Below are 15,189 nucleotides of genomic sequence, written 5' to 3'. Positions count from 1 at the left end.
GGGGGCGTGCGGGCGAGATGTCGGGGTGTACTCGCGAGACCACGCGGTCGTCTCCGCGGCGGTGGGTGTGCCGCTGGCGGTCGCCGCGCCGGCGCACCCGCTGTTCGTCTGGGCGTGGGCGGTCGCGCTCGGCGTGGGAATCGACGTCGACCACTTCCTCGTCGCGCGGCTGAACCGGGGTGACTGGCGGAACGCGCGGCGGGTGCTCCGCGACCCCACGCTGATCGTCCGGGATCCGGCGTCCATCTTCGGCCGCGGCGACCTCTGGCGCGACCAGCGACTGCTCAGTCACCACCTGCTCGGCGGCGTCCTCGTCGCCCTCTGCTGGGCGGTGGACGCGTACTGGGCGGTGGCGACGGCGGTGACGCTCTACGCGCACGTGCTCGCAGACCTCTACGCGGATATGCGGACGCGGGACGACTACCTCCGCGGGGAGCCCTGAGGGGCTACCGGCGGAGGGCTTCGACGGGGTTGAGGTTCGCGGCCTTCCACGCGGGGTAGAAGCCGGATGCGACCGCGGTGCCGAAGCCGAAGGCGAAGGCGAGGGCGAAGTAGGCGAGGTTCGCGGGGGCGAACGTGTAGAGGGGGTCGCCGAGGGCGAACTGGTTGATGGCGAGGCCCGCGCCGACGGAGAGGACGACGCCGCCGAGGCCGCCGGCGACGCCGAGGAGCGCGGCCTCCGCCAGGATGATCTTGAGGACGTCGCGTTTCTGGTAGCCGACGGCTCTGAGCACGCCGATCTCCTCGCGGCGCTCTACGGTGCTCATGAGCATGACGTTGAGGATGCTGACGCCGGCGACGACGAGGCTGATCGAGCCGATTCCGAGCAGGAAGGCGTTGAGGATGCCGAAGAAGGAGCCGATCTGCTCGGTGATGGAGCCGAACTCGAAGACGGTGATCTTCTCCTCGCGGCCGTTGACGGCGTCTTTGACCGCCATGGCGGATTCGTTGGCCTGCTGGCCGGAGGACGCGGTGACGAGGACTTGGTCGTAGCCGCGGCCGTCGACCTCGCCGACCGGGAGGATGACGGCGTTCCCGGGGCTGATGACGGAGAGGCCGCTGCCGGATTCGAGGATGGCGTTCACGCGGTAGGAGCGGTTGCCGACGTTGAGGGTGTTGCCGACGCGGAGGCCGAGGTTCTCGGCGGCGTTCGTGCCGACGAGCGCGCCGCCCCTGAACCGATCCGGTATCCGCCCGGATTCGGCGGCGAAGGCGGCGCTCGGGTTGTTCATCCCGTAGACGGTGACGACCGTCCGCTCGCGGCCGTAGGAGACGACGGCTTGGTCCTGGCGGAGCGGGACGACCGCGCCGTCGGTGACGACGCGCTCCATCCGGCGGACGTCCCGGTCGCTGATGGAGGTGAAGCCTTCGGCTTGATTCGGTTGGACGAGGATGTCGCTCCCGAAGTCGCCGAGCGTGTTCGTCGCGGAGTACTGGAGGGTCGCGCCGAAGACGCCGAGGCTGGCGATGGCGACGACCCCGATGACGATTCCCAGGACCGCGAGCGCGGAGCGGAGGGGCGTACGGCGGATGTTCCGGCGCGCCATGAGGAGCGCTGGGAAGCGGGTCTTCGACATTCAGGCGAGCTCCCCGTCGACGATTTCGACCGTGCGGTCGACGTAATCGTTCACTTTCTCGTCGTGCGTGACGGCGATGACGGCGACGCCTTCCTCGGTGACGCGCGTGAACTCTTCGAGGATGGTCTCGCCCGTCTTCCGGTCGAGGTTCCCCGTCGGCTCGTCGGCGAGGACGACGCCCGGGTTGTTGATGAGGGAGCGCGCGATGGCGACGCGCTGTTTCTGGCCGCCGGAGAGCTCGCTCGGCAGGTGCGTGCGGCGGTTCGCGAGGCCGACGCGCCCGAGGAGGTCGGCGGCGCGCTCTGCCGTCTGTGGGTCGTCGTCGAAGAGCCGGGGGACTTCGACGTTCTCCTGCGCGGTGAGCGTCCCGATGAGGTAGAACTGCTGGAAGACGAACCCGATGGTGCGCTTTCGCACGGTCGTCTGCTCGCGGTCCGTGAGGTGACTGACGTCCTCCCCGTTCAGGAGGACCTCCCCCGAGGTCGGCTCGTCGAGGAGGCCGAGCATGTTGAGGAACGTCGACTTCCCCGACCCCGAGGGGCCGATGATGGAGACGAACTCGCCGCGCTCGATTCGGAAGTCGATGCCCTTCAGCGCGTCCACGGTCTCGCCGCGGCTCTCGTAGCGCCGACCGAGGTCGCGCGTCTCGAGGACGGGCGGGCTACTCGCTCCCACGGCTGTTCCTCCACGCGAGAGCGACGGCCGCGCCGACGAGCGCCACGACCACGAGGCCGACGAGCGCGGGGACGAGCCACCCGCCGCCCTCGCTGTCGGTCGACTCGTCCGGCGGCGTCGACGCCGTCGCGCCCTCGATGGGTGCTTCGACGGTCTCCGTGCGCTCGTGGCCGTCCGCGAGGTAGGTCACGCGGAGCGGAATCGACGTCGCGTTCGCGTCGACGCGCGCGTAGACGTCGAAGGTGACGAAGTCGCTCGCCGGCACGGTCCCGACGAAGTACTCCCGGCCGGGGTAGGCGGGCTCGACGCCCTTCGCGGGGATGACGCTGACGACGACGCTGTTCGCGGCCGCGAGCCCGAGGTTGCTCGCGCTCCCCGTCACGTGGAGCTTCCCGTCCTCTTCCTCGACGTTCAGGCCGGTGAGAGTGAGCGTCGCGGGGTTCGCGCTCACGTCCGCGGTCGTCTCCGAGGCCGCGCTGCGCTCGCCGATGTCGTAGCTCGCCCGGACGGTCGCGGTCGCGTCGCCCTCGATGGTCGTGGCGTTCACGACGACGGTCTTCGTGGAGCGCGGCGCGACGGTCTCGACGAACGCGGTGCTGAACGCCGCGTCGGGCGCGAGGGCGGACACGGTGACGTTCGTCACGGGCGCGTTCCCGCGGTTCGTGACGTGTACGGCGATTGATTTCCCGGCGTTCGTCGCGTCCGCGGCGACGACGACGTCGTCGCGGAGCGACTCGAACTCGACGGTCGCTTGCCGGTCGACGCTCCGCCGCGTTCCGTCCGCCGTCGTGTAGGTGAGCGTCGCGTTCAGCGTGTGGTCGCCGGGCGCGGCGGCGTTGACGGTGAAGTCGAAGTCCGTGGTCTGTCCCGACGCGAGGGCGGCGCGGACCTTCCGCGGTTCCTCGACCGTCACGCCGCCGGCGTCGAGCGTCACTTCGAGGTTCCGGACGTCCTCGGGGAGGCCGTTCGAGACGGTGACGGTCGCGGTCGTGTCCGCGTTCGCGACCGCGTTCGGTGCCGTGATGTCGAGCTGCGGGTCGTCGTCGGTGACCTGGACGACGACGGGGTAGTTGACGCGGACGTTCTCGCCGTTCTCGTCCTCGCCGTAGACGTTCACGCGCAGGCGCTTCGTCCCCGGGTTCCCGAACGAGGTCGTGAGCGGGACCTCGATAGTCGCGCCCGGCGAGAGCGTTCCGAGGTCCTTCTCGCTCGCCACGTCGATGCCGTTCGTGCGTTCGAGCACGACTTTCTCGACGGTGAGCGGGCTACTGCTCGACCCGAGGTTCTGGACGGTCGCGCGCACCGTGACGAGGTCGTTCGGCGCGGGCTGCTCCGGCGTCACGGTGACGCCGGAGACCGAGACGTACGCGGACGCGCCGGCGACGACGCCGCCCGCCGGAACGACGAGGAGCGCCGCGAAGAAGAGCGCCAGGAGGCGCTTCCGCGTCCTCATGGCGTCCCTCCGAATCCGATGAACTGGAGGGCGAATCCGGCGACGGAGACGAGGAGGTAGAGGCCGACCGGCACCCAGACCGAGATGGCGGCGTCGCGGAACGAGACCGAGCGCGCGTGTTTCACGGCGTACGTCGTCAGGAAGCCCTGCCAGACGAGGAACACCCAGCCGAGTACCGTCGAGAGCTTCGTGTACGGGCTCGCCGCGATGGCCGCCGCGTACGTCTGATAGTTGCCGGTCGGCGGCACGGTCTGGTAGAGGACGACGGTGAGCGCGAGCGCGACGACCGCGCCGAACACCCGCGGCAGATAGCCGTACCCCGCTAGGGCGAGCGTGTCACGGTACGACCCTTCGCCGCCGAAGAAGCCGGAAATCAAGTAGTAGAAGAGCGAGAAGACCAGCCAGCCGATGAAGGGGCCGAGCAGCGAGCCGGCGACGCCGACGCCGAGGATTATCGTGACGAGCCCCTGCGCCTCCGCCGGGAGCTGTGCGCGCATCACCGAGAGACTGTACGCCGCGGAGATCGTTCCGATAACCGCGACGGTCGCGACGACGAGCGCCGGCCGCCGCAACGAGGGGTCCCCGGCGCGCTCCCCGAAGAACGCGTTCGGGTCCACGAGTGCCCTGAACATACTCCCTCTCGGCCCCCCGGCTACTTCTAAGTAAGCCAACCTGACTCCCGTTCTCCCCCGTTCATCCGCCATACCGCTCCGTCGGGCTGCTCCGGCGGAGCGCGTCGAGTCGCGCCCCGCGGCCGGTGGAGCAGTACGGCTTTAGCCCGTCCGCGCCTACGCGAGGCCGTGCAGGTCATCGGGTACGAGACGGCCGCGGTGGAGGGGCAGGCGTGCCTCGTCGTCGACGACGACGGCGTGCGGATGATTTCGCTCGCGCCCGGCGCGGAACTCGACTACGGCCTCGGCGAGCGCCGCTGCGCCGGGACGATGCAGGGCGGCCACCACGTCGCCTGCGACGCCGAGCGCGCGCCCTACTGCCTCGATCACGCCTCGACGTGGGTCTGCGCGAAATGCACCGGCGACTGCCTGAAGGACGAGATGGACTGCTACGAGGAGCACGCCGTGTATCTCGCGGGGTTCGCGCCCGACACGTGGAAGGTCGGCGTCACCCGGTCGTGGCGGCTGGAGACGCGGTTGCGGGAGCAGGGCGCGGACCGCGCGGCGCACATTCGCACCGTCGACACGGGCAAACGCGCCCGCGAGATCGAGGCGGGCATCGCGGAGACGGTCCGCGACCGCGTGCGCGTCCCCCGGAAGATTCGGGGGTTCGGCGCGCCCTTCGACGACGCGGCGTGGGCGGACTTCGTCGCGCCCTACGACCCCATCGAGACGTTCGACTTCGACTACGGCCTCGACCTCGCGAGCGCGCCCGTCCCCGAGACGCTCGCGTCCGGCACAGTCCGCGGCACGAAGGGGCGCGTCCTCCTTGTTGACGACGCCGGGACGACGTACGCCGTCGACATGCGCGACCTCGTCGGCTACGACCTCGACGCGGGCGGCGCGACCGCCGACCGCCAGTCGAGTCTCGCCGCGTTCGACTGACCGGTCCTGCAGAAGACACTTACCGAGTGCTTTCGATTTTCCGATATGAATCGGGATGTTGTCCTCGCCGGCGTCGCCGTCGGCATCGTCCTCCTCGCCGCCGCCGGCGCGCTCGCCCTCCCCGGTGCCGTCAGCGGCCCCGACCGGAGCGAACCGCCCGGCCGAATCGGCCTCGCCGAAGTCACCGTCACGCCCGACGGAACCGCCGGCGCGAACGCCACGCTCGCCGTCACCACCTACCTCCAACACCGCGGCGGTCCGACGGAGAACGTCACCGTCCGCTACCGCGCCGTCGACACCGACACCGGGTTCGTCGCCGCGACCGCCAGCCGCGACCTCGGCACCGTCGCCGGCGACCGCGAAGTGAACGCCACCGGCCACCTCACCGTCGAACGCGCCGGCGGCTACCGCCTCGAAACCCTCCTCTACCGGAACGGCTCGCGCGTCGCGTCCGGCGCGAAGACCGTCGAAGGCATGGGGTCGCTCACGCCCACCTACGCCCGGACGCCCGTCGAGTTCCACCGCTTCGACCCCGCCGGAAATCTCCCGGCTGTTTCCTTCGCCGTCGAGGAGGCCGGAGAGGACCGGACGACGCTGAACGTCTCCGCCTACCTCACCAACACCGGTGGGAACGCCGGCGACGTCCGCGTGACCTTCGTCGCGCGCCAGGCGGACTCGAACATCGTCGCCGACCGCGGGAGCGTCCGCGTCGGCCAGATCCCGCCCGGTCACACCGTGACGCCGTCGACGACGCTCACCGTCCCCTCCGAGTACAACTACTACCTCGACGCCGTGCTCTGGAAGGACGGCGTCATCGTCGGCAGCACGCGCACCGCGGCGAACCTCGACCCCACGGAGACGATCTCAGTGAACGAAACCCAACGCGACGTCGGCCTGCAGGTATCGGACTTCGAGACCACCGAGAAGTCGGGCGGCGCGAGCGCCGGTGACGGCTACCAGACGACGACCTCGACGTCCACGCCCGGCTTCGGCGCACTCGCCGCGCTCGCCGGCGTCCTCGGCGCGCTCCTCGCCGTCCGGAGGTGGTCCGCATGAGCGACCAGACCGGGAACGGAAACGAGACCGAGACCGCTGACCGCGACCCCGAGGCGGCCGTCGAGCGCGCCGAGAGCGACGAAGACGAGGCGTCGGACGCGGGGTCGATGGGGACCCGTGCGCGTCGCGTGCTCCTCTGGGTCGGCGTCGGCGTCTGCGCGCTCGTCGCGCTCTTCGCCGTCGTCGGCGCGTACCAGAGCATCCACGACGCCGTCTACATCTGGATCGCCGACGAGTACCAGCCGCTCTTCAACGCGGCGTTCGACCTCGTCGTCCTCTGCATCGCCGGCCTCGTCGCCTCCCGGCTCGTGGACCGCGCGGACGCGCTCAGGTAGTCGTCGCCGCTTCGAGGTCGACGGCGATGTCGCGGCCGACCTCCCGGACGAGGTCGAGGACGTCGGCGACGTCGTCGAGCGTCGTCCGCGGGTTCATCAGCGTGAGCTTGAGCGCTTCGACGCCGCCGACTTCGGTGCGTGCGAGGACGGCGCGGCCGTCGCGGAAGAGCGCTTCTCGCGTCGCCGTGTTCAGTTCGTCGAGCGCGTCGTCAGAGAGCGCGCCGGGGTCGTATCGGAAGAGCACGGTGTTGATGGAGGGCTCGGCGAGGAGCGTGAAGTCGTCGGCGGCGTCGAGGAGCGTCGCGGCGCGGTTCGCGGTCTGCCGGACCGCGTCGACGAGGCCGCCGAGGCCGTCGCGGCCGAGCGCACGGAACGCGAGGTAGGGTTTGAGCGCGTCGAACCGCCGCGTCGTCTGCGTCGACTTCGACACGAGGTTCGGGAGCGCGGAGTCCGCGGGGTTGAGGTAGTCGTCGTTCCGCGCGGCGTGCGCGAAGTCGGCAGCGTCCCCGAGGAGGAGTGCGCCCGCGCTGATGGGCTGGAAGAAGAGCTTGTGGAAGTCCGCGGACACTGAGTCCGCGCGCTCTACGCCCGCGAGGCGGTCGGCGTCCTCGGTGAGGGCGAGCGCGCCGCCGAACGCGGCGTCCACGTGGAACCACGCGCCCGCGGCCGCGGCGCGCTCCGCCACCGCGTCCAGCGGGTCGACCGCGCCGAAGTCCGTCGTCCCCGCCGTCCCCACGACGGCGAAGACCGACTTCCCGTCGGCTTCGAGGCGGTCGATGGCGGCGTCGAGCGCGTCCACGTCCATCCGGTGGTTCTCGTCGGTGTCGACCGTGACGACGGCGTCGTGGCCGAGGCCGAGGTGGTGGGCGGACTGCTCAGTGGTAAAGTGGGCTTCCGCCGAGCAGAGTACACGAAGATCGCTCGCCGCCGGGGGGAGGCCGGATTTCTGGACGTCGTGGTCGAACGCTTCGGCGAGGTGGCGGTCGCGCGCGAGCAGGAGCGCTTGGAAGTTCGACTGCGTCCCGCCGCTCGTCACCACGCCGTCGCCGGACTCGGGGAGGTCGTAGAGGTCGAGGAGTGATTCGACGAGGCGCTGTTCGACGACGGTCGCCGCGCCGCTCTGGTCGTAGGAGTCGAGCGACTGATTCGTGGCCGCCACCAGGGTCTCCGCCGCCAGTCCCGGTACCGAGGGCGGCGTGTGGAGGTGTGCGGCCGTCCGCGGGTGCGAGACGTTCACCGTGTGCGCGAGCACGTCCTCGGCGACCTCGTCGAGCGCCGCGTCCAGCCCGACGCCGGACTCCGGGAGCACGTCCTCGGGGAGCGCGTCCCGGATGGCCGCCGGCTCCGCGCCCGAGAACGGCTTTTCACTGTTTGCCGCGTCGAGCGCGAGCTCGCGCGCTCGCTCCACGGCCTCCCGGTACGCCGCGTCGCCCGCGGGCGTCCCCAGGAACTGCCGGTCGTGCTCGCGGGTCACGCCGACCCCTCCGCGTTCACCGCGGCCTCGACCGCCTCCGTGAATATCTGCCCGATGTCCGTCGTCTGCTCGCGGTCGACGACGAGCGGCGGGAGAAAGCGCGCCGTCGACCCGCCGCGCCCGCCGAGCTCGACGACGAGCCCGCGCTCGAACGCCTCGGTCCGCACTCGGTCGGCGAGGTCGTCGTCCGCCGGGCGCGCGCCAGCGCTATCCGCGTCCGCGTCCGCGTCCACGAACTCGACGCCGAGCATCAGGCCGCGCCCGCGGACGTCACCGACCGCGTCGAAGCGCTCCGCGAGCGGCTCTAAGTACTCCTCGCGGAGGAGCGCGCCCATCGCGTCGGCGTGCTCGTCGAGGTCGTTTTCGAGGACGTAGTCGATGGTCGCCTCGCCGGCCGCCATCGCGAGCTGGTTCCCCCGGAACGTCCCGGCGTGCGCGCCCGGCTCCCAGACGTCGAGGGACTCGTCGTAGACGACGACGGCGAGCGGCAGCCCGCCGCCCACCGCCTTCGAGAGCGTCACCGCGTCCGGCGTGACGTCCGCGTGCTCGAACGCGTACGTTTCGCCCGTTCGCCCGAGCCCGGTCTGAATCTCGTCGACGACCATCGGGATGTCGCGCTCTCGCGTGATGCGCCGAATCTCCCGCGTCCACGCGTCCGGCGCGGGCACCGCGCCGCCCTCGCCCTGCACGAGCTCCACGAAGAGCCCCGCCGGGTCCGTGAAGCCGCGCCCGGGGTCGTCGAGGAGGCGCTCGACGTACTCTGCAGCGAGCGCGCCGTCGGCGTCGCCCGCGCTCCCGAACGGGCTCCGGTACTCGTAGGGGTAGGGGAGGTGCTGGACGCCCGGCATCAGGTTCGAGAGCCCCTCCTTCGCGTGCGTATCCCCCATCATGGAGAGCGCGCCGTTCGTCATCCCGTGGTAGGCCCCGCGGAACGCGAGCACGTCGTCGTTCCCCGTCGCGGTCTTCACGAGCTTCAACGCGGCCTCGATGGCGTCCGTCCCCGCCGGCCCGCAGAACTGGACCTTCGCGGTCTCCGAGAAGTCGTCCGGGAGGCTCTCCAGCAGCGAGTCGACGAACGCCTCCTTCGTGGGCGTCGTGATGTCGAGCGTGTGAATCGGCCGGTCCTGCTCCAGCGCCGACTCCATCGCCTCGACGACGACGGGGTGGTTGTGGCCGAGCGCGAGCGTTCCCGCGCCCGCGAGGCAGTCGTAGTAGGTGTCCCCGTCCATGTCCGTCACTTCGACGCCCCGCGCCTCGTCGATGGCGAACGGCAGGTGCCGGGGGTAGGTGCGCGCGTTCGACTCGCGCGCCGCCTGCTGGTCGAGGAGCTCGGCGTTCCCGACGCCCTCGTACGTCATCGCTCGCCCTCCCGCGTTCGCTGTCGCTGGTGCGTGGTCATACCCCGGATACCGCCCTATCGGGGTAAGGGCTGTCGCCACTCGAAGGAATTGCCGGCTGTGGTACGCTCACACGCCGCTCTCCGCGGGTTCGCGCTCCCCGCCGCCCACGCTCTGCCGGACACCCAATCCTTTTGACGTATCACCGTGAGGTCGAGATATGCGTCACAGCGTTCTCGGGACGATTCGAGGGATGGGCGTCCGTGCGAACCCCGCGTTCGCCGTCGGCGTCGTCGCCGTCCCCGTCGCCGCGCTCCTCGCGGCCGCCCTCGCCGGCACGCTCCAGCAACTCACCTACGTGCACGTCATGGCGGGCGTGCTCTGGACGGGCATCGACCTCTTCATGGCGCTCGTCCTCGGCCCCGTCCTCGGCGGGCTCGACGGCCGCGCCCGCGCCGCCGTCTTCGAGCGATTCACCCCGAAACTCTTCTTCCTCATGCCGACGCTCGCCGTCGTCACCACGTTCGGCGGCATCACGCTCGCCCTCGACCTCGGCGTCTTCCCGCACGCCATGCCGTGGCTCGCCCTCTTCACCGCCGCCGCCACCACCCTCCCCCTCCTCTCCATCGGCTACCAGTTCGACGCGTTTACTGATCGGCGCTGGCTCGCCTTCTTCGCCATCGCCGTCCTCGGCAGCGGCTCCTTCCTCTACACCACGCTCGGCGCGTTCGCGTGGACGAGCCCGCTCATGCTCATCATCCTCGCCGACATCGCCCTCCTCACCATCCTCGGCAACGGCACCCTCATGCCCGGCGAAGTCCGCATCTACTACCAGATCACCTCCGACGACCCCGACACCGACCTCATCGGCCGGATCGGCCTCCGCAACGCCAAACTATCAGGCGTGCAGGGCGTCCTCCAGCTCGTCATCATCGCCGCCATGGTCTACCTCCGCTGGGGCGGCCTCCCGCTCTGAATCGGGCGCGCCTCTTCTGGGGAATCCACCGATTCTCCGGCCGCACTTCTACCCGCAGCTGAGAGTCACGTCGGTGTCGGCGTCTCCGAAAGCCCCCGTGCTCTCGCGGTCTGCGGCTCGCTGCCGCTCGTTCGTGCCGTCGGCACCCACGAGAACCCCGTTCGATTTCCCACTCCGTCGGTCGGGCCGCCCGCGGTAACTCGTGGACCGCCTCGCCGGCTGTCCCCACTGCCCGTGTCACCTCTTCCGCGACCACACGCGACTTGTCGCAGCCGTTCGAACGCCTGAGTGTGAGCGAGTGGAACGCGGGCTACGAGCGTGTGTTCGGCGGCGACGACCTGACCGTCGGCGTCGGCGCGCCCTTCGGCGAACTCGACGAGAGCGTCCCCGATATGCCGCGCGAGGTCGAACTCGCCCAGCGAGCGGAAGCCCTCGGCTACGCGGCGGTGTGGGCGCGCGACGTCCCCACCGTCTGGCCGAAGTTCAACGACCTCGGACAGGGAATCGACCCGTGGCTCTACCTCGACCGTGTGGCGCGAGAAACGGACGACCTCGCGCTGGCGACGGGAAGCCTCGTCCTCGCGCTCCGCCACCCGCTCCACGCGGCGAAGGCGGCGGCGTCCCTCGACCGACTCTCCGGGGGACGCGTCGTCCTCGGCGTCGCGTCCGGCGACCGCCCGCCCGAGTACGAGGCGTTCGGCGTCGACGAGGACTCGCGAGGCGAGCGGTTCCGCGACGCCGCCACCGTGATTCGCGCCGCCTGGACCGCTGATTTCCCCGAGCTCGAAACCTCGTGGGGGACGATGGACGGCACGCTCGACACCCGACCGAAACCCGAAAAGCGAATCCCGATAGTCCCCACCGGGCGCGCCCGCCAATCGGTGGACTGGCTCGGCGCGCACGGCGACGCCTGGCTCTTCTACCACCTCCCCCCTGATACGCTCCAGTCCTTCCTCGACGACTGGCGGGCGGCGAGCGGCGGCGCGCCCTTCGCGATGGCGCTCGGCGTCGACCTCGCCGCCGACGAGACCGAGGGAATGACGCGCGTCAATCAGGGCTACCGCGCCGGCGCGCGCTGGCTCCGCGACTACTTCGACGACCTCGACGCGTGGGGCGTCGACCACGTCGTCGTCTCCCTCGGCGGCGACCCCGAACGCGAACTCGAACGGTTCGCGCGCGACGTGCTCGCGGAGCGGTGACGGAGTGGCGGGCGCTGCCTACGCGACGCTCGCGAGGTAGGCGTAGGTCGCGTTCTCGTAGCCGAACTCGTCGGTGACGTCGAAGCCGGCGTCGGCGAGCCACCCGTCGATGGTTCCGGCGGCGATACGGTAGTGGGTCGGGGGGCCGACCTCGCTGTCGGCGTCGGGGGCGTACTCGGCGACGAAGACCCGCGAGCCCGAGGGGAGAGCACCGGCGAGTTCGGCGAGAACGCGCGCGGGGCGGTCAGCGTGGTGGAGGACGTACGCGACGAGCGCCGTCACCGGCTCGCAGGGAGCGATGGGGAGCGATTCGGCGTCGCCGAGCACGAGCGAGACGTTCTCCGGGACGTCGCCGGTGAAGGACGCGAGCGCGCCGAGCTGGCGGTCGAACGCCACCACCCGGCCGTCCTCGCCGACGCGCTCCGCGAGGCGTTCCGTGACGTAGCCGGGCCCGCAGCCGACTTCGAGGACGTCGTCGCCGGCGTCGATACCGGCGTCGTCGAACCAGGTCTCGACGTGCTCGCCGCGCGCGACCTGGCGCTCTCGCACCCGACCCCAGTCGACGTCGTGCATCTCCTCGTCGAAACCGTCGCCGTCCCCGCCGTGGTCGTGGCTGTGCTCGTGGTCACCGTGGTCGTGCATACCGAGAGAAGGGCGGGCGCGCAGTTAGGTCGCGGGGTGGCGACGATTCGCCGAGTGGAGTCCGTGCGGGCCCCAGAAGGCGACGATGCCGAGGATGGTGGCGACGGAGCGCGGAGTTGGACGGGGAGCCGCCGACGCGGACGCGGTCGCTGAAGCGGTAGCCGCCGCGGGCTTTACCGGCCCGAATCGTCGAGGAAACGCTCTACGCGCTCCGGCGTCGGTATCGCGCCCATCGCGCCTGTCGCCGTCGTCGCTAACGCCGCCACCGCGTTCGCGTACCGCACCACCTCCCGCAGGGCCGACGCGCCCGCGCCCGGCTCGTACCGCGTCAACGCCGCCGCCGTGAACGCGTCCCCCGCACCCGTCGTATCCACCGCGTCCACCGCGAACGCCGGCTCCGACACCACTACTGACCCACTGCCATCGCTCGAACGGCCGCCGTCGCCCGCGTTCCCTTCGTTCGCCGTGCGCGTCGCCGCCGTCGCGCCCTCGCTCCCGCGCGTCAGGAAGACCGTCTCCGGGCCGCGTTCGAGGAGGCCTCGCGCCGTGCGCGCCGGGCGTTCGCGCGCCGCGTCCGTGTCGACGCCCAGCAGCGCGAGGTCGTCCGCGCTACAGAACACCACGTCCGCCGCCGCGACCGCCTCCCCGAGCACGCGCTCCGCCGTCGCGGCGTCCCGCCACAGCTCCGCGCGGGCGTTCGGGTCGAACGACACCACACACCCCGCGTCTCGCGCGCGCTCCACGACCGCGAGCGTCGCCGCGCGACTCGCCTCGTCCGCCAGCGCCACCCCGCCGACGTGCACCCACTCCCGCTCCTCGAACGCACTCACTGGGAGCGCTGCCGCGTCGAAATCGAACGTCGCCGTCCCCTCCGCGTAGAAGGAGAACGACCGCTCCGCGTCCGCCTCCCGCGTCACCACCGCCAACGCCGTCTTCCCCTCGGTTCGCTCCACGAACTCGCCCGGGACTCCGTGGTCGTCGAGCGTCGACGACAGAAACGCCGCGAACGCGTCGTCCCCCAACACCGTCCAGAATCCCGGCGCGTCGTCGAGCGCCGCCACCCCCACCGCGACGTTCGCCGGCGCACCGCCCGGCCGGTGCTCGAACCCCGACACCGACGTCAGCGGCCCCGACGCCGACGGGAACAGATCGATCAACGTCTCACCAGCCACGAACCCCGACGCGCCATCCATCACTCCCACACAGGACGAAGCCGTACTTAGCACCCCGTGCACTCGCCGCGCTCGCGCCCCACAGCGGACGCTCCAACTCGCCCCGTCAGGCGCGTCGACGACGCCAAAAGAATCGGCGAAACCGCGCCGCACCGTCCCGCACCGCAACGACCGAACCGCAACAGCCCGTATCGCAGCGGCCGAACCGCAACAGTCCGCGTCGCAACACACCGCATCGCGTCGTACGCTCCGTCGAGTCACACGTCCCGTCGAGTCGCACGTCCCGTTCCGTTTCGCGTCCCGTTCGTTCAGATCGACACCGAGCGGTGCCAGCCCGGGTCGTGGCCGGTTCGCTCGATGGTGTCCGCGCGGCACGCCGGGCAGTACTCCGGCGTCACCGACTCCCCGCGCGGCACGTACACCGCACCGCCGCACTCCACGCACGCATCCGCCACGACCGTTACGCAGTCCGCACAGACGTTGAAGTCGTCGACCGTTAAATCCCGCAGCGGTTCGAGTTCTTTGTCCAAGATGTACTCGTCGATGACCGCCCGACAGTTCTGACACGGTTTCATAGCGATGCACCTAGACAATTGTGACCACGGCACAAATACTTGTCTTCCGAGGAAACCGCCACACGGAACCCGCTCTCGAACCACCGAATACGCCTCGTCGACGTCGAATCGGGTCACCATCACGGTCTGATTCCGGTCGTCGCGAGACGGGTAAACGTTCAATACGCACACCTGTCTCGACTAGTGCATGTATCGGTTCGAGCCAGACGAAATCGACGCCGAACGCGCACACCACCAAGCACTGCTGCAAGGCTGTGAGGGCGACGAGCTCGACCGGAAACGCATCGGGAACCTCGGCGAAATCGCCTTCGAGCGGTTCTGCCGCGAATACCTCCCCGCCGAGATGTGGACGTGGATGAACGAGGCGGCGATCCGTCGATGCAACCCGGAGAGCTTCTCCGCGTACGACTTCGAAATCTTCGACTACGACGTCGACGTCAAGACGTCGAGGGACATCTCCGCGTTCACTCCGCATGCCCTCGTCGAGAACGACTCCGACGACGACATCATCGTCATGGTGTGGCACCGGGACAACGAGGACGCGTTAATCCTCCTCGGCTGGGAGTGGGTCCAGAGCCTCACCACGAAGGTCGAGATGGAAGGAAAATACACCGGCGAGACGCCGGCGAAGCTCGAACCGATCGCCGCGAGCCCGATGAACGAACTCATCGACCTCGGACCCAACACCGCCCACCTGAACCAGATGCCGGAGAATCCCTTCTCACCGGGCGACCGCGTCGAGAAGAAAGAAGACCACCGCGGCGACCCCGCCGTCGTCGTCGAAGTCCTCCCACCCGAGACGGAAGCCAGCATCTACGGGAACACGATGGAAGAAGAAGCAGTCAACGTCGCGTTCCCCGGTCACTTGGAGGAGGGACCTGGGAACTGGGAAACCATTCACTCCGCGAAACTCGCGTCGTACTGCGACGACCAAGACATCAAACTCTACACGTACAAACACTCGAACTTGGAGTTCGCAGCGTAAGCGGCGACGTTCTCGACCTGGCAGCGTACTCGCGCGAAGCGCGAGTTTCGCCGCACGAACGAAGTGAGCGCGGAACGTCTTCACCGTAGCTTTTTGCGAGGAGCGGTGCGCGAAGCGTCTTCGAAAGGCGCGTCGCGCCTTTCGTGATGTCGTCGGATTCCTGCGGAATCCGACTGC

General features: G+C 70.1%; 15 protein-coding genes and 1 pseudogene. 7 read left to right on the top strand and 9 right to left on the bottom strand.

Features of this window, described 5'->3' with window-relative positions:
- Nucleotides 1-25: 25 nt before the first annotated feature.
- Nucleotides 26-442 (top strand): hypothetical protein, encoded by a 417-nt coding sequence (locus tag IEY26_RS09240; RefSeq protein ID WP_188978188.1) that lies wholly within the window; start codon nt 26-28, stop codon nt 440-442.
- A gap of 4 nt (nt 443-446) precedes the next feature.
- On the opposite strand, the gene IEY26_RS09235 is transcribed toward IEY26_RS09240, so the two are convergent.
- Genes IEY26_RS09235 through IEY26_RS09220 form a run of 4 tightly spaced genes read right to left on the bottom strand, consistent with a single transcriptional unit; the run spans nt 447 to nt 4,337 of the window.
- The gene (locus IEY26_RS09235) at nt 447-1,577 is read right to left on the bottom strand and encodes an ABC transporter permease (RefSeq protein WP_188978187.1); all 1,131 of its coding nucleotides are present in this window, start codon (nt 1,575-1,577) and stop codon (nt 447-449) included.
- The gene (locus IEY26_RS09230) at nt 1,578-2,252 is read right to left on the bottom strand and encodes an ABC transporter ATP-binding protein (protein ID WP_188978185.1); all 675 of its coding nucleotides are present in this window, start codon (nt 2,250-2,252) and stop codon (nt 1,578-1,580) included.
- Complete coding sequence (locus IEY26_RS09225; RefSeq protein ID WP_188978183.1) at nt 2,239-3,705, bottom strand: CARDB domain-containing protein; 1,467 nt, start codon at nt 3,703-3,705, stop codon at nt 2,239-2,241. The genes IEY26_RS09230 and IEY26_RS09225 overlap by 14 nt, the downstream gene beginning before the upstream one ends.
- Nucleotides 3,702-4,337 carry a Yip1 family protein gene (locus tag IEY26_RS09220; RefSeq protein WP_188978181.1) on the bottom strand — a complete coding sequence of 212 codons (636 nt, stop codon included), beginning with the start codon at nt 4,335-4,337 and terminating at the stop codon, nt 3,702-3,704. Before IEY26_RS09220 ends, IEY26_RS09225 begins: the two co-directional genes overlap by 4 nt.
- 168 nt (nt 4,338-4,505) lie before the next feature.
- On the opposite strand from IEY26_RS09220, the gene IEY26_RS09215 reads away from it, so the two are divergent.
- Genes IEY26_RS09215 through IEY26_RS09205 form a run of 3 tightly spaced genes read left to right on the top strand, consistent with a single transcriptional unit; the run spans nt 4,506 to nt 6,652 of the window.
- The gene (locus IEY26_RS09215) at nt 4,506-5,261 is read left to right on the top strand and encodes a DUF2797 domain-containing protein (protein WP_188978179.1); all 756 of its coding nucleotides are present in this window, start codon (nt 4,506-4,508) and stop codon (nt 5,259-5,261) included.
- 45 nt (nt 5,262-5,306) lie between these two features.
- Nucleotides 5,307-6,317: a DUF7490 domain-containing protein gene (locus IEY26_RS09210; protein WP_188978178.1), complete on the top strand. Its 1,011-nt coding sequence runs from the start codon at nt 5,307-5,309 to the stop codon at nt 6,315-6,317.
- Nucleotides 6,314-6,652, top strand: coding sequence for a hypothetical protein (locus IEY26_RS09205; protein ID WP_188978170.1), 339 nt, complete (start codon nt 6,314-6,316; stop codon nt 6,650-6,652). The genes IEY26_RS09210 and IEY26_RS09205 overlap by 4 nt, the downstream gene beginning before the upstream one ends.
- On the opposite strand, the gene IEY26_RS09200 is transcribed toward IEY26_RS09205, so the two are convergent.
- Both IEY26_RS09200 and IEY26_RS09195 read right to left on the bottom strand, forming a co-directional pair.
- The gene (locus IEY26_RS09200) at nt 6,645-8,126 is read right to left on the bottom strand and encodes a pyridoxal phosphate-dependent decarboxylase family protein (protein WP_188978168.1); all 1,482 of its coding nucleotides are present in this window, start codon (nt 8,124-8,126) and stop codon (nt 6,645-6,647) included. The two genes, IEY26_RS09205 and IEY26_RS09200, sit on opposite strands and share 8 nt — an antisense overlap.
- Nucleotides 8,123-9,484 carry a diaminobutyrate--2-oxoglutarate transaminase gene (locus tag IEY26_RS09195; RefSeq protein ID WP_188978166.1) on the bottom strand — a complete coding sequence of 454 codons (1,362 nt, stop codon included), beginning with the start codon at nt 9,482-9,484 and terminating at the stop codon, nt 8,123-8,125. Before IEY26_RS09195 ends, IEY26_RS09200 begins: the two co-directional genes overlap by 4 nt.
- 232 nt (nt 9,485-9,716) lie before the next feature.
- Between IEY26_RS09195 and IEY26_RS09190 the strand changes: the two genes are divergently transcribed.
- Nucleotides 9,717-10,439, top strand: a complete 723-nt coding sequence (locus IEY26_RS09190; RefSeq protein WP_188978930.1) for a hypothetical protein — start codon at nt 9,717-9,719, stop codon at nt 10,437-10,439.
- 290 nt (nt 10,440-10,729) lie between these two features.
- Nucleotides 10,730-11,638 (top strand): TIGR03571 family LLM class oxidoreductase, encoded by a 909-nt coding sequence (locus IEY26_RS09185; protein ID WP_188978164.1) that lies wholly within the window; start codon nt 10,730-10,732, stop codon nt 11,636-11,638.
- Between the two features lie 18 nt (nt 11,639-11,656).
- On the opposite strand, the gene IEY26_RS09180 is transcribed toward IEY26_RS09185, so the two are convergent.
- The 3 genes from IEY26_RS09180 to IEY26_RS09170 form a co-directional block, all read right to left on the bottom strand.
- The gene (locus IEY26_RS09180; RefSeq protein WP_188978162.1) at nt 11,657-12,280 is read right to left on the bottom strand and encodes a class I SAM-dependent methyltransferase; all 624 of its coding nucleotides are present in this window, start codon (nt 12,278-12,280) and stop codon (nt 11,657-11,659) included.
- A 173-nt stretch (nt 12,281-12,453) separates the two neighbouring features.
- A complete protein-coding gene (locus IEY26_RS09175; protein ID WP_188978928.1) occupies nt 12,454-13,473 on the bottom strand; it encodes a carbohydrate kinase family protein in 1,020 nt (339 codons plus the stop codon).
- 287 nt (nt 13,474-13,760) lie between these two features.
- Entirely contained in the window at nt 13,761-14,027 is a 267-nt protein-coding gene (locus IEY26_RS09170) for a DUF7571 family protein (RefSeq protein ID WP_188978160.1), read from the bottom strand.
- 187 nt (nt 14,028-14,214) lie between these two features.
- On the opposite strand from IEY26_RS09170, the pseudogene IEY26_RS09165 reads away from it, so the two are divergent.
- Nucleotides 14,215-15,006: pseudogene (locus IEY26_RS09165) on the top strand (hypothetical protein); the annotation flags it as partial.
- Nucleotides 15,007-15,189: the final 183 nt, after the last annotated feature.

This window comes from Halocalculus aciditolerans (genome assembly GCF_014647475.1).
In the GTDB taxonomy this organism is placed as follows: domain Archaea; phylum Halobacteriota; class Halobacteria; order Halobacteriales; family Halobacteriaceae; genus Halocalculus; species Halocalculus aciditolerans.
This window is presented reverse-complemented; position numbering and strand designations above follow the sequence as displayed.